The organism is Streptomyces sp. CB01881, assembly GCF_002953255.1.
Classification (GTDB): Bacteria; Actinomycetota; Actinomycetes; order Streptomycetales; family Streptomycetaceae; genus Kitasatospora.
Genome location: NZ_CP026498.1, coordinates 880,236 through 894,167, shown reverse-complemented (window position 1 = coordinate 894,167; position 13,932 = coordinate 880,236). Strand labels below are relative to the sequence as shown.

At 71.2% G+C, this 13,932-nt stretch carries 10 protein-coding genes; 5 read left to right on the top strand and 5 right to left on the bottom strand.

What is annotated here, in order from left to right:
• The first annotated feature begins 20 nt into the window (after positions 1 to 20).
• Together C2142_RS04110 and C2142_RS04105 are read left to right on the top strand one after the other, a co-directional pair.
• A complete protein-coding gene (locus tag C2142_RS04110) occupies positions 21 to 533 on the top strand; it encodes a hypothetical protein (RefSeq protein WP_153882751.1) in 513 nt (170 codons plus the stop codon).
• Positions 534 to 729: 196 nt separating this feature from the next.
• Positions 730 to 1,911, top strand: a complete 1,182-nt coding sequence (locus tag C2142_RS04105; RefSeq protein WP_241002367.1) for an alpha/beta hydrolase — start codon at positions 730 to 732, stop codon at positions 1,909 to 1,911.
• A 154-nt stretch (positions 1,912 to 2,065) separates the two neighbouring features.
• Here the strand turns inward: C2142_RS04105 and C2142_RS04100 are convergent, their stop codons facing one another.
• The 5 genes from C2142_RS04100 to C2142_RS04080 form a co-directional block, all read right to left on the bottom strand.
• The gene (locus C2142_RS04100) at positions 2,066 to 3,898 is read right to left on the bottom strand and encodes a thiamine pyrophosphate-binding protein (protein WP_148641126.1); all 1,833 of its coding nucleotides are present in this window, start codon (positions 3,896 to 3,898) and stop codon (positions 2,066 to 2,068) included.
• On the bottom strand, positions 3,895 to 6,003 hold the full coding sequence (locus C2142_RS04095) for an FAD-dependent oxidoreductase (RefSeq protein ID WP_148641125.1): 2,109 nt from the start codon (positions 6,001 to 6,003) through the stop codon (positions 3,895 to 3,897). The genes C2142_RS04100 and C2142_RS04095 overlap by 4 nt, the downstream gene beginning before the upstream one ends.
• A 25-nt stretch (positions 6,004 to 6,028) precedes the next feature.
• A complete protein-coding gene (locus tag C2142_RS04090; RefSeq protein ID WP_148641124.1) occupies positions 6,029 to 7,519 on the bottom strand; it encodes a Dyp-type peroxidase in 1,491 nt (496 codons plus the stop codon).
• A gap of 93 nt (positions 7,520 to 7,612) precedes the next feature.
• On the bottom strand, positions 7,613 to 7,963 hold the full coding sequence (locus C2142_RS04085) for an alkaline phosphatase family protein (protein ID WP_148641123.1): 351 nt from the start codon (positions 7,961 to 7,963) through the stop codon (positions 7,613 to 7,615).
• An 84-nt stretch (positions 7,964 to 8,047) separates the two neighbouring features.
• The gene (locus tag C2142_RS04080) at positions 8,048 to 10,165 is read right to left on the bottom strand and encodes an alpha-galactosidase (protein ID WP_241002366.1); all 2,118 of its coding nucleotides are present in this window, start codon (positions 10,163 to 10,165) and stop codon (positions 8,048 to 8,050) included.
• Positions 10,166 to 10,335: 170 nt separating this feature from the next.
• On the opposite strand from C2142_RS04080, the gene C2142_RS04075 reads away from it, so the two are divergent.
• The 3 genes from C2142_RS04075 to C2142_RS04065 all read left to right on the top strand — a co-directional run bounded on the left by C2142_RS04075 (position 10,336) and on the right by C2142_RS04065 (position 13,931).
• Positions 10,336 to 11,493 carry an ROK family transcriptional regulator gene (locus tag C2142_RS04075; RefSeq protein WP_241002365.1) on the top strand — a complete coding sequence of 386 codons (1,158 nt, stop codon included), beginning with the start codon at positions 10,336 to 10,338 and terminating at the stop codon, positions 11,491 to 11,493.
• A gap of 177 nt (positions 11,494 to 11,670) precedes the next feature.
• Entirely contained in the window at positions 11,671 to 12,942 is a 1,272-nt protein-coding gene (locus C2142_RS04070) for a sugar ABC transporter substrate-binding protein (protein WP_148641121.1), read from the top strand.
• Positions 12,939 to 13,931 carry a sugar ABC transporter permease gene (locus tag C2142_RS04065; protein WP_148641120.1) on the top strand — a complete coding sequence of 331 codons (993 nt, stop codon included), beginning with the start codon at positions 12,939 to 12,941 and terminating at the stop codon, positions 13,929 to 13,931. The genes C2142_RS04070 and C2142_RS04065 overlap by 4 nt, the downstream gene beginning before the upstream one ends.
• Position 13,932: the final 1 nt, after the last annotated feature.

Below are 13,932 nucleotides of genomic sequence, written 5' to 3'. Positions count from 1 at the left end.
ATCGTGATCGAGGAGCAGCTGTGACCGAGCAGCCCGGCCCGCAGCAGCGCATCGCCGACGCCATCCGCCCAGCCATGCTCGCCGGCCTGCAGGACGCCGCCCTGATCGGCGACCAGGGCACCGGGCGAATCAACGAATGGGTCGACTGGATTGCGGCTGTCGTCGCCGGCCAGGTCGTTCAGCCGATCGCCGCCGAACGCGACGCCTTCGCGGACCGGGTGGACACCCTCACCGACGTCGCCAAGCGCCACAAGGAGGGATACCGGGACGCGGCCCGAGACGTGCAGCGACTCGATGCCCGTGTCGCTGAGCTGGAGGCGGAGGTGACGCGGCTGCGGGCAACCGGTGCCATGGCGGCCGGCCCGGAGGTGGAACCCGACGCGGAATCGGTGGCGGACAGGCCCGCCCAGTCCCTCCGGGACCGGCTCCGCGCCAAGTACCCCGCGACCGCGGAGGCTCTGGACCGCCGGGACGCCGAGGCCGATCCGGGCCGGAACGCAGAGGTCGATCCGAGGCGGGACGCCGAGGACTGACCGCATTCCCCGGACGACCTGCCGCACCCACGGAGCCGCCCCGGGCGCGACGAGCCTGCGGCCCTGTGACTTCCCGCCCGGCGACACGCGGCCCGGGATCTCGGGGTGTCGGGATCTCAGGGTGTAGCCAGTACCACCCTCAAGACGGAAGCCCGCATGATCGAGCGTCAGGGCGGGGCCGGGCAGGATCGTGCTCGTGAACACCACCTCGAACCGCAAGCGCCGTATCAGCGCTGTCGCAATCCTGGGTCTCGCCGCATCAGTGGCCGCGACCGGCACCGGACTCGCCGCCACGACCCCGCCGTCCACCGTGCACGCGACCGCCGCCACAGCTGCCGTCGCGCCCCCGCGGTCCTTCCAGGGCACGCTCCCCGCGCCGACGGGCCCCTACGCCGCTGGCGAGGACGTCATCCACCTCACCGACGCGAGCCGTCCCGACCCGTGGGTGCCGTCATCCGGCCCCCGCCAACTGGCCGTCACGATGGTCTACCCGGCCGTCCCCGGGACCGGGACTCCGGCTCCTTACATGACCCTCGCCGAGGCAACCGGAATCGTCCAGCGGCAGAATTTGCCGGCGAGCTCCGGCGTCACCCCACAGACCCTTTCCAGCGTCACCACTCACGCGTTCGACGGCGCGCGGCCGCAGCGCGGCAAGTATCCGCTGGTGGTCCTCTCGCCCGCGTACGAGGACCCGCGCATCACGCTCACCTCGCTCGCGACCGACCTGGCCAGTCACGGCTACGTCGTCGCGCTTGTCGGCCACACCTACGAGGACAGCGGCGAGACGCTGGCGAACGGCCAGACGCCGCCGTGCGCGATCTGCGATCACCCGGAAACGCTCGACTTCGACTCCGTCGCCGCCAGCCGCGCGCTGGACGTGTCCTTCGTGATCGACCAGTTGACGCATGGCAATACCGCGTGGCCCCTGGCACACCTCATCGACAAGCACGAGATCGGCATGGCCGGACACTCACTCGGCGGAGCGGCGGCCGCCGCCACGATGATCGCCGACCCGCGAGTACGGGCCGGAGTGAACATGGACGGCTCCTTCCACCCGGACCCGACGCCCGGCCAGATCAACCGGCCGTTCCTCATGCTGGGTACGACCGCCAACACCGATTGGGAGCACCCCTGGGCCGCCCTCGGCGGCTACAAGAAGTGGCTGACGGTCGCCGGCGCCGACCACTTCAGCTTCAGCGACCTGGACCTGCTTCATGAGCAGGCCGGGTTCCCGACGCCGCCCCTCTCCCCGGAACGCGGGGTGGTGATCACCCGCGAGTACGTGACAGCGTTCTTCGACCAGACGCTGAAGGGGATCCGCAGTCCGCTGCTGGATGGCCCCTCGCCGAACAATCCGGAAGTACTCTTCCAGTACTAGCCAGGCGCTGGCAGCGAGGCCCCGCGCGGGCGCGTTCCCGGCGATCTGCCACCCGGGCGGCGCAAGGTCGCTGCTGCCGACACGCGGCTCGGCGGCCTCGCCGTCCGGCACGCACCGGCCCCCGTCGGGGACGGGGGCCGGTGGAGTCGGGCGGCTACGTGCACTTCTCGTCGATCTTGTACTGGAGCGCCTTCGGGTAGTCGTGCCGGCTGAGCCGGACGCGGGCCAGGATCGGGGCGTGGTTGAGGTCGTTGCCGGGGTCGGCGATGTCCTGCAGGAGCGAGCGGAGCTCGGCGTGGGTGGTGAGCTCGTACCCGTGCATCCGGTCCTTGTCCGTGCCGAAGACCTCGGCCAGCTTCTCGTAGCGCCACGGGTGCAGCACGTTGTAGAAGTCGGCCCCGTTGGACGGCTTCTCCTTGTAGTAGCAGGGGCTGACCAGCATCTGCTCGATGCCGTAGAAGCCCTCGTTGTCCAGGACGAAGACCACCGGCCGCAGGTGGTGACGCACCTGGGTGGACAGCTCCTGGCAGATCTCCTGGAACGAGCCGTCCCCGACGAACACGAGCGGGCGCTTCATCGGTTGCTGTCGGCCCAGTGCCACGCCGGTGGCCGCGCCGACGGAGTAGCCGATGGACAGCCAGCTGTTCTGTGCCAGGAAGCCGGCCCGCTCGGTGATCCGCAGGTTCATCGAGCCGAGCAGCGCGAACGCCGCGTCCGAGACCACCGTGAACGGCGAGGGGGCCTGTGGGTCCCCGCCGGTGGCCTGGTGCTCCAGGAAGAAGTTGATGTGCTGGAAGAAGCTGTCGTAGGTCAGTTCCGGCGGGTACCGGTCGGTGCTCAGCTCGTCCAGGAAGTCGGCCGTGCTGGCCGGGACGTCCAGGCCCGCCGCGTGCGCCAGGGCGAAGTGGTCGGCCGGGAAGGTCTGTCCCGCCAGGGCGTTGCGCAACGCCACGATGAACCGGCCGAGTTGGACATCGGGGAAGTACCCGGCGCCGACGCTGACGCCGTCGCGTGCCGCCACGATCCAGTCGTCGCCGATCGACTGCTCGCCGCCGAGGTTCTTGGACGTGGACCAGGTCCCCAGGCCGATCCGGCACCCGGCGTTCTTGAAGACCTTCCGGATCTCCGGCAGGCTCGCCCTGCCGTTGTAGACCCCGGCGAACAGCGGGTGCCGCTCGGAGACCACGGACTTCGCGCCGACGGTGGTGCAGAACTGCATCCGGGTGGTCTGCACGAACTCCAGGAGCTCGTTCTCCAGCCGCCGGCGGACCAGTTCCTCTCCGGCCCAGACGATCGGTGTGCCGAACTTCCCGATCAGCTCCACCGCCGCCGCGACGGCCTTCTCCAGCATCTCGTCGTTCCGTTTGGTGAACGAACGCTCGTGAGCGCGGAGTTCGCCCTGTGGAGGTGCGCACGGCGCGTGCCAGAGGTCCTCCATCACCTCCAGGTAGACCGGCTTGCGTTCGGTCAGGCACGCGGTGATCGCGCTGTCGATCTGTGAGGGGGCGAGTCCCGGGTTGGAGAGCACCTGTGCGTCCACCGTGACCTGCCGGTAGACGTCCAGGTTGCTCTCCCGGCGCGGGCTCATGTGCGAGGTGAGCAGGCCGACCGCCTGCTGGTTGAGCCACTGCTCGTAGGACGGCGCCGCGTTGATCGCGATCAGTGGCACGTCCTCGACGTAGGCGCCGCCGATGGTGTTGAGCAGGCTGAACGCACCCACCCCGTAGGTCACCGCGACCGCTCCGACGCCCTGTTCGCGTGCGTCCGGGTCGGCGTCGGCGACCCGGACCCGGGCGTAGGCGTCCGCGGCGTAGCCGGCGCCCATCTCGGTCGGGGTGCCGATCCAGCGTACGCCGGTGGTGGCCTGCATGATCGTCAGGAACGGGCCGAGGAAGTCCCCGGGCACCCCGAACAGGTACCGGATGCCCAACTGCTCCAGCCGGGTGGCCAGGTAGCGGGCCACCGTCCATTCTTCGTTGCCGCTCATCCGCGCATCACTCCCTGCCGGCTCTCCGGCCGGACCTGGACCTCGGGCCGGATCTCCGGCTGCGCCGGGGGCGGCGGCGGTGCAGCCTCGTGCACGGCGATGGCCGCCCGGACGGCGGTCTCCACCGCGCCCTCGATCCAGGCGTGCTTGAGCGAGACGTGCTCGCCGGCGAAGTGCACCGGGCCCTCCGGCTTGACCACGTCGAGGTGGAAGCTGGTCATCTGGTGCGGGGTGTAGACCGCCGCCTCACCGAAGGCGTACGGGTCGCGCAGCCAGCTCTGGGTCTTCCCGTAGCCGGTGTAGAACACCTCGATCCGCCGGCCGTGCACCGACTGGAGGTTGCGCAGTGCGTAGACGTACCGCTCGTCGTCCTCCATGGAGTCCCAGCGCACCGCGTCGTCGGACCAGCTGTAGCTGGCCAGTACCACCCCGCCGCCGTCGGCGCCGGGCACCGGGTGCGAGGGGTAGTACATGAAGCGGTTCGGGTTGTCGGTGGTCGAGCCCCCGCCGAAGCAGTTGGTGGTGGGGCGCACGCTCGCCCGCAGCAGCGGGGTGTGCTGGTAGACGTCCCGCTGGGCCTGGCTGATCCGGTGCTCGTCCACGCTCGCGTGTGCGCCGAGGAGCACGTCCGGCAGGTTGCGCGGGGGCCGGTGGCCGTTGTGGGCGGCGGCCACGGCCGCCTCGGCGTCGTCCTCGCCCGCCCGCTGGTAGTACTCGTACAGGCCGGGTGTGATGGAGTCGAGTTCGGCCTTCCAGTCCGCCTCGGTGAACTCCCACCACCGGCGGGAGAACTCCAGCAGCACCTTGGTGGCCTGGTCGTAGTGGGTCTCGATGATCGCCCGGCGCTTCTTGTAGGAGAACGGTGGCGTCACCTGGACGAACCGCAGGGCGGAGAACGGAACCGTGACGATCGCGAAGTCGCCCCTCCAGACGGTGGGTTCGGCCTCCGGGTCGTCCTCGGGGACGGTCTCGACGGCGACCTGCGGCCCGATCGGGCCGACGTTCCGGGCGCCCCCGCCGTCCCGACGCGGGTCCCAGTACTCCATCCGGATCATCCGCCGGCCCATCCGCAGCTCCTCCCGGAGCTCCTCGGCGAGCGCGTCGGGCAGCTTCCAGCTGCCACCCGCGATCTCCCAGTAGGTGGCGGTCGGGTTGATGTCGCTGCGGCCCAGGAAGGTGTGGAAGAAGGCCAGGTGCAGCCGCGAGGTCATGTTCTCGATCGTGCCGATCGCCTCGACGGCCTCGTCGCTGAAGCCCGCGTACTCGCGGAGGAAGCGGCCCATCGAGTAGCCGTCGAAGTCGCGGATCACCCGGGCCCAGCCGTCCAGCCACTCGGCGAACGGCTTGTTCACCCGCTTGCCGTCCCTGATCACCGAGTAGTAGTCGCGGACCGGCTCCAGGGCCTGGTTGACCATGTCGGTCGCGGTGATCCGCACCTCGTCGCCGGTGAGGTGGAAGCCCTCGTTGACGCAGCTCGGGTCGGCGGCGTACTCCTTGCGGCGGGCCTGGATCCGGTTGGTGCGGATCCAGGAGTTGAAGCGCTTGACCGGTTCGCGGAAGTCGGGGCTGTCCGCGCCGTACTTCCAGACCCTGCCCGGCTCGAAGGACTCGTAGACCACCGGCGGGACGGGCGCGTTCTGGTTGCCGGTGTCCGGATCGACGTCGACGTTGAAGAACAGCTGCCGGCTCAGGCCGAGGCTGTCGACCAGTGCCAGGGCGAGCGGGTGGAAGCTGGGCAGCCGCATGGCCCCGGCCTCCGCGTACTGCTCCGGGTCGTGGAACGGTGCGTCGGGCTCGTCGCCGGTGGAGCGGAAGGTCTTGATCCGCCCGCCCACCCGGCTGGCGTTGGCCTCCAGGATGGTGACGTTGTGTCCGGCGTCCTTGAGCAGCTTCCCGGCGACCAGGCCCGCGATGCCCGCGCCGATGATCAGCACGTCCTTGGGCTCGTCCGTCTCCGGGACGCCGTCCTTGATCAGGACGTCGAGGTAGCGCAGCTTCAGGTCCTTGTCGTCCGGGCCGACCAGCAGCAGCTCGCGCGCCAGCTGCCGGCAGGTCTGCCAGCGGGCGCGGTCACCGGCGGTGCCGTCGATGACGGGGTTCTCCATGGTGTCTCCTCGGGGCGATCGGCGGTCAGGAGCCGACCGGCTTGTTGGGGAGGTCCTTGCCCTCGGCGAGGAGGCGCAGCGTGCTGATCGAGGGGGTGAAGGCGTAGAGCGCGCCCGTGGTGCGGACGAAGCGCTTCATGTCGACCGTGCCGGAGGTGCCGTCCGCGAGCCCGATCTCGGCCTTGCCGGCGAGGCCGATGACCTTGTCGAGGCCGTTGGGGACGTGCGGGGAGCCGGTCGGGTCCCCGGGCGGGAAGTTCGCGTCGTTGGCCCAGTGCTGCTGGACCAGCTCGAACTGCATTTCCAGTGAGGTGCCATAGCAGACGAACATCAGCCCGCGGTCCTTGCCGTCGTCCGCGGGGCCCTGGAACTGCGGGCCGTACGGGATGCCCCGGCGCATCAGCCGGTGGCTCTTCGGCTTGTTGTCGCCGACGCCGGCGAAGGCACGCGGGTGGGTGCGGCGGATGTGCGCGACCCAGGGGGTGTGCAGGCCGATCGGGTCGTTCTTGTAGTCGAAGTCGTTGCGGTCGGAGCCGAGGCCGGTCAGGGTGCCGGTCGGCGGGGCGAGCGGCGTGCCGTCCTTCGCGCGGCCGACCAGGCAGGCGCCGAGCCGGTTGGGGTCCATCGTCCCGGTGAAGTTCTTGACGCCCTCCACCACGGCCTTGTTCCAGCCCGCGACGTCCTGGCGCAGCCGGCGCACCACCTGGAGCGAGCCGTTCTTCATCCAGGCGGGCGCCTTGCGGTCGCCCGCCTCGCTCTTGTGGCCGAAGACGAACTCGCCGGGTTCGATCAGCTCGGTCCCGGCGTGGTTGTCGCGGAAGCCCTTGTTCTCCGGGTCCTCCCGGTGGAAGTCCTTCACGCCGGGCTGGGAGATGCCGTCCTTGTAGCCGAAGTGCTCGTGTCCCTTCAGCGGGCCCGTCAGGGTACGGCCCTGGTCCACGTGGACCCGGGTGATCTGGTGCGCGTTCTCGACCGCGTCGAGGTTCTTCAGCTTCTCCTTCAGCAGTTCCTCGGTGTCCGCGGCGACGATGAGGACGGCGTGCACGACCTTGTCGCCGGTCCCGGCGCCGAACAGCCAGTGCTTGGGGTCGCTCTCGTCGGCGTCCCCGAGGTCCTTGGCCCGCGCGGCCGCGCCCGCGCAGAACGCCGGGAAGCCGCTGAGGTCCTTCTTGACCTGATCGGGCTTGCCGGCGACGGTCACCAGGCCCTCGAAGGTGAGCGAGACCCCGCAGCGGACGGCCGCCATGGCGGGGTCGCGCCCGAAGGCCCTGCGGGACAGCGAGAACTGCTCGTTGAAGTCCTCGGTCTCGTTCGTCGTCGCGACGGTGTTGAGGATCGCGGAGAGCCAGCCGCGGCCCTTGGCGGCGTCCGGGAAGTGCAGGTAGCGGAAGTCCGTGAAGTCCTTGTTGAACGCCGCCAGGACGTTGCCCTGGATGTCGGTGTTCGTGCGCAGCTTCGGCTGGGGCAGCTGCTCGATGGACGGTACGGCGGTGGGACGGGTGGGGGTCGTGGTCACGCTCGGGCTCCTCGTGGGAGGGGTGTCAGGCAGAGATGGTCACGAGATGTGACAGATCTGCTACCAAACGTAGCCTCGTCGTCGAGAGTCCTGTCAACCGGAGGTCGGCCTCCCGACGGGTGCGCGCGGTGTCACCGGGCGGGTCCGGCGGGATCGCCTGCGCCTGCGCCGCGGTGGGCCATCGGGATGGCGAGGTCGGCCGGGACCTTCGCGATGACCGTGGTCGGTCACCGCGATGACGGTCCACTCCTCGGTCCGGGCGCCGGGCCGCCCGCGTACGGCGGTGAGGAGCTGTCCGAGGAGTCCGTCGGCGGTCTCTGTCGCGCGGCGGTACTCGGGGCCGCAGCCGAGGAAGTGGGCGGTCTCGTCGACCGCGCCGAGGTGGACGAAGGAGGCGTCCAGGTCCTCGCCGGAACCGGGGACCCGTGCGGCTTCGGCCGCCACGCTCCGGTCGCACTCCTCCCAGGCCTGCGGGGTGTCCTCGCGCGGGGCGGTGTAGGCGAGCCGGCTCGGGGCCGCGAAGACCGGTCAGGTGATCCGGTGCAGCCGGATCAGGCGGCTGGCGTAGTCGCCGGCGGGCAGCCGCAGGTCGATGCCCCGCCGGGTCAGGACGGCGCCGCTGTGGGTGGTGCCCTCGTCGACGTCGAGGTAGTGGGCCGCGGGGTCCAGGGCCGGCAGGGCGAGGCCGGGGGACCGGTGGCCGAACCGGGTCGCGGGGCGCCAGGCGAGGACGGCGTGTTCGCCGCCGTCCTGGGTCGCGTAGTGCACGGCCGTCACTCCGCCGGGGCCGTGCAGGCGGTGTTGGCGGCCGTGCTGGACCAGGGGGCGGATCTCCTTGTAGCGGGCGACGAATGCGGCGGCCTCGTCGAGTTCCTCCTCCGACCAGGCGGTCAGGTCCGCGCCGAGGCCGAGCGCGCCGGCCATGGCGACGTGGAAGCGGAACCGCAGGGGGGTGGTGCGGCCGGTGGTGACGTTGGGGCTGTCGGTCACCCAGGCGGCCATGGCCTGGGCGGGGAAGAGCTGGCTGAAGCCGTGCTGGATGCCGAGCCGGTCGACCGGGTCGGTGTTGTCGGAGGTCCAGACCTGGTCGGTGCGGGCGAGGATGCCGAGGTCGGCCCGTCCGCCGCCGCCTGCGCAGGCCTCGATGCGCAGGCCGGGATGGTCGGCGCGGAGGCGGTCCATGATCCGGTGGACGGCGCGGGTGTGGTCGATCCAGAGCCGGTCGGGGTCCGGGTCGCCGGCCGGTCCGGCTTCGGTGACGACGCGGTTGGCGTCCCACTTGAGCCAGTCGACGTCGTGCTCGCGCACCAGTCGGTCCAGGGTCCGGTGGGCCCAGGCCTCGACGTCGGGGCGGGCGAAGTTCAGCATGAGCTGGTTGCGCAGCTCGGTGGCGTCCCGGGTCGCCGCGTGGACGACCCAGTCGGGACGGGCGCGGTAGAGGTCGCTGTCGCGGTTGACCATCTCCGGCTCCACCCACAGTCCGAAGGCCATGCCCAGGCGGTGCACCTCGTCGGCCAGGGGGCGCAGCCCGTCGGGGAACGCCGCCGGCCGGGGTGTCCAGTCGCCGAGGCCGGCGCGGTCGCCGGTACGGCCGCCGAACCATCCGTCGTCGAGGACGAAGAGTTCGGCGCCCAGGCGTGCGGCCAGCCGGGCCAGGTGCAGCTGGCCGGCCTGGTCGACGTCGAATCCGGTGGCCTCCCACGAGTTGTAGACGACGGGCCGGTCGCGCTCGGGGCCGGGCAGGACGGCGGTGCGGACGTGGGTGTGCCAGGCGCGGCTGGCGGCGCCGAAGCCGCCGGGGGTGTAGAGGCCGGCGAAGACCGGGGTGTGCAGGCTCCGGCCGGGCCGGAGGGTCCAGCTGATTCCCTCGTGGCCGAAGCCGCCGGTCCAGGTGGTGCGGCCGACCGGGTCGCGGTGCACGGTGACGCGCCAACTTCCGCTCCAGGCCAGGGCGGTGCTCCATACCTCGCCCTGTTCCTCGTCGGCGGTGCCGTCGTCGAGGGCGAGCCAGGGGCTGGCGTGGTGGCTGGTGACGCCGCGCCGGCTGGTGAGGACGGTCTCGGCGACCGGGAGCCGGTCGCGGTGCAGCTGGAACTCGCTGTTCCAGCCGCCCACGAGGTGGCTGAGCCGGTAGTCGGGCAGTGCCGGCGCCGTCCAGGAGGCGGAGTCCAGCCGGTCGACGCCGATCGGGCCGGAGTCCTCGGCGCCGGTGTGGGTGAGTTCCGTCCAGCGCTCGATGACGTCGCTGCCGGGGCGGACGCGGTAGCAGAGTTCGGCGGCCAGCGGGTAGTGGCGGTCGGCCAGGTGCAGCCGTAGCTCCCCGCCCCGGACCGTGTGCCCGGTGAAGGACCACTGGGCGCCGCGGGTGCCGTCGGCGAACCGCACCTGGAGGCCGGCGGGCCCGAAGCGCGCACCGGTCTGCGGGGCCAGTTCGTCCGGCGCGGGGTCCGCCTCGAAGCTGCTCGCGGCGGGTGAGGTGGCCGCGGGCAGTCCGTCGAGGGCGTCGGTGTCGATCTCCGCCCCCCAGTGCAGGTGCCGGGGGCTGCCGTCGGCGCCGATGCGTACGGCGTAGACGCTGTTCGGGGTCCGCAGGACCGCCAGCCCGCGGGTGGGGTCGAAGGATACGGATGAGGTCGTGGGAGGCACGGGAGGTCCTGAGGGGTGTCGGGCGACGCTGGGGTCAGGCGCGGACCGGAAGTGGCCGGCCGCCATGGTGAACGACAGTGGAAGCGCCCGGAGTTGGGCCAGAGCGTAAGTGCCTCCTGACGGGAAATCAATACTGGACGAAGTTATTTATTTACCGGTAGGTTGCCGCCGTGTTTCCACATCACTCGCAGCCGCTGGTCTCCGCACCGGCCGAAACCGCCATCCTCGCCCTGCTGCTGGCCGAGAGCCCGCTCAGCCGGGTGGAGCTGGCCCGTCGGACGGGCCTGTCCTCGACTGCCGTGACCAAGGCCGCCCGGCCGCTCATCGACGACGGCTACCTGCACGAACTCCCCCCGGAGCGCACCGCTCCGGGGGCCGGACGTCCCGTCAACCCGCTCGCCGTCACTCCCGACCGGGAGTTCTTCGTCGGTGTGAAGATCAGTGCCGACACCCTCTTCGGCACGGTCTGCGACCTGCGGGCACGGATGCGCACCACCGCCGTCCGCCCGCTGGGCGAGCGCGACCCCGCCGCCGTGTGCGCACTGCTGACCGACCTCGTCGCCGAACTCCTCGACGCGAGACCCGAGTACCGGGCCCGCACCCGGCACCTGGGCATCGCGGTCTCCGGCGACGTGGACCGCCCCCGGGGGCGCGTCCGCTACTCCGTGCTCCCCGGCTGGCGCGACGTGCCGCTGGCCGAGACCGTCGCCGCGGCGACCGGCCTGATCGTCACCGTGGAGAACGACGTCAAGGCCCTCACCGCCGCCGAGCACTGGTACGGGGAGGGCATCGGCACCGAGTACTTCGCCCTGGTCACCATCGGAGCCGGGATCGGCTCGGGGATCGTCGTCAACGGCGAGCTGGTCACCGGCGCGTACGGCGTCGCCGGCGAGATGGGGCACATCAGCATCGACCCGTCCGGGCCGCGGTGCCACTGCGGCCAGGTCGGCTGCGTCGAGGCCATCGCCTCCAGCGATGCCATCCTCGCCACCGTCCGCCGCGCCACCGGCGACCCGGGCCTTGACTTCGACGGTGCCGTCCAGCTCGCCCGCGGCGGCGAACCCGCCGCCCGCGACGCCTTCGCCCGGGCCGGCCACGCGATCGGCACCGGCATCGCCACCCTGGTCAACCTGCTCGGCCCCGAGCGCGTCGTCGTCACCGGCGAAGGACTCGACACCTACGACCTCTTCGGAACGCACATCAAGGAGGCCTACGCCGCCCACTGCTTCAAGGCGGCGGCGAGGTGCCCGCTGACCCTGCGTCCACTCCCCTGGGAGGAGTGGGCCCGCGGAGCCGCCGTCGTGGGCATCCAGGCCCTGCTTCCCTGAAGACCCCCGGCGAATCGTCACCACGCCTACCCCGGGCAGCCCGGGATCCGCCGACCACCCGATCCGAGCCTCCGGCACGACCGATGTCCGCCACCGCCTGCCAGTCGTGAACGTCGGACACCGGCCACGCCGGACGACCCACCCGCAGCCCCACACCCTCAGCCCGAAGGATGCGACGTGAGCGCACAGAAATCCCGGCTTGGCCGCAGAGGATTCCTCGGTGGATCCATCCTGTTCGTCGCCGGAGCAGCGGTCGGCTGCACCAGCAACCCGACCGGCGGAGCCTCCGGCGGGGCGAAGACCACCCTGAACGTCTGGTCCCACGCCTACGGCGAGGCCGGCACCCAGCAGGCCCTCACCCGCTACGCGGCCGAGTTCACCAAGGCCAACCCGGACATCGCGGTCAAGGTCACCTGGACCCCGGGCGACTACGCCGGCAAGCTCAACGCGACCCTGCTCACCGACGCGGCCCCGGACGTCTTCGAGATCGGCGACTTCAACGACAGCCTCGCCTGGCACGGCCAGATAGCCCGGCTGGACGACCTCTACGGCAGCGCCAAGGCCGACTTCAACCAGGGCGACCTCGACACGGCGACCGTCGACGGCAAGCTCTACGGCGTCAAGATGATCGACGACGTCATGATGCTCTACTACCGCAAGAGCGTCCTGTCCAAGGCCGGCATCACCCCGCCCGACACCTTCGACGCGCTGGTCGCCGCGGCCAAGGCCCTGACCACCAAGAACACCAAGGGCCTGTTCCTCGGCAACGACGGCCTGGGAGACAGTGCCATCCTGGCGGTGTGGTCCAACGGCGGCGACCTGGTCGCCGACGGCAAGGCCGTCTTCGGCTCCCCGCAGGCCGCCGAGGCCGTGGGCGGCCTCAAACGCCTGCACGACGACCAGTCCCTGCTGCTCGGCTTCACCACCGACTGGTGGGATCCCGCCGCCCTCACCCAGAACGTCGTCCCGATGCAGTGGGGCGGCCTCTGGTCGATGCCCGCCGTCAAGACCGCGCTCGGCGACGACTTCGGCGTCCTGCCCTGGCCCGCCTACAGGGCCGGCGGCACGCCCGTCGTGCGCGTCGGCGGCTGGACCAGCTGCGTCAACGCCAAGGGCAAGAACGTCGACGCGGCCAAGAAGTTCGTCCAGTGGCTCTGGATCCAGCAGACCGACCTGCAGAAGGACTGGTCGGAGAGCTACGGCTTCCACATCCCGCCGCGCAAGTCCGTCGCCGCCACCGCCGCCAAGGTCGCCCAGGGCGCCGCCAAGGAGACCGTCGAACTGGCCGCCAAGTACGGCCGGCACAACCCCGGCAGTTGGAACAGCGCGGTGAGCTCCCTGTTCAGCGCGGCCGCGGCGAAGATCGTCAGCGGGCAGGGCGATGCGTCCCCGCTCCTGGCCGACGCGGCCAGGCAGGCCCAGAACGAGATCGACAAGCAGCGCGCATGACGAGGCCCGCATCCCCGGCCGTGCTTCACGACGAGCGCGCCGGGAGCCGAGCGGCCGGGCCGCGGGGCACCGCCGCCACCCGGCGGCCGCGCGCGGACCGGCGTGCCTGGGGAGCGTTCGCACTCCTCGCCGGACCGCTGCTGATCGGCCTCGGCGTCTTCAAGTACGTCGCGATCGGCTGGAGCTTCCTGCTCAGCCTCAGCGAGGCCCGCGGCACCATCGCCCTGGGCCACTGGGTCGGCCTGGACAACTACCGGGCGCTGCTCTCCGACGCGGTGTTCCGCAGATCGCTCGTCCAGATCCTGCTGTTCACGCTGTTCATCGTGCCGGTGACGTTCGCCGCCTCGCTGGGACTCGCGCTGCTGGTGCACCGGATCCGGCGCGGCCGGGCCCTGCTGCGCACCGCCTTCCTGATCCCGGCCGCCGTCTCCTACGTCGCGGCGTCCCTGGTGTGGAAGATGTGCCTGTTCAACGGGCTGCCGGCCGGGATCGCCAACACCATCGGCGGATGGTTCGGCATGTCCGCCGTCCCGTGGCTGCAGACCACCTCGCCGCCGCTGTACTGGGTCGTCCTCGTCACCCTCCGCCTCTGGCTCCAGGTCGGCTTCTACATGGTGCTCTTCCTGGCCGGCCTCCAGGGCATCCCCAGGGAGATCCACGAGGCCGCCGCACTCGACGGCGCCACCGGCCTGCGCCTGCTGCGCAGGATCACCCTGCCGATGCTGCGCAACACCTCGGTGGCCGTCCTGATGCTGCAGTTCATCGCCGCCTTCCAGGCGTTCGACGAGTTCTACAACCTGTTCAACAGCGGGCTGTCCGGAGCGGCGACGGCCCCGGTCCGGACCCCGCTGGTCTATCTCTACGACACCGCGATGGGCGCCCAGAACTACGGCCTCGGATCGGCCGGAGCCTTCGTGCTCACCGCCGTCATCGTCGGTGTGACCCTGCTCCAGGGCCGGGTCACCGGCTTCGGCAAGGGGGAGGAGTGAG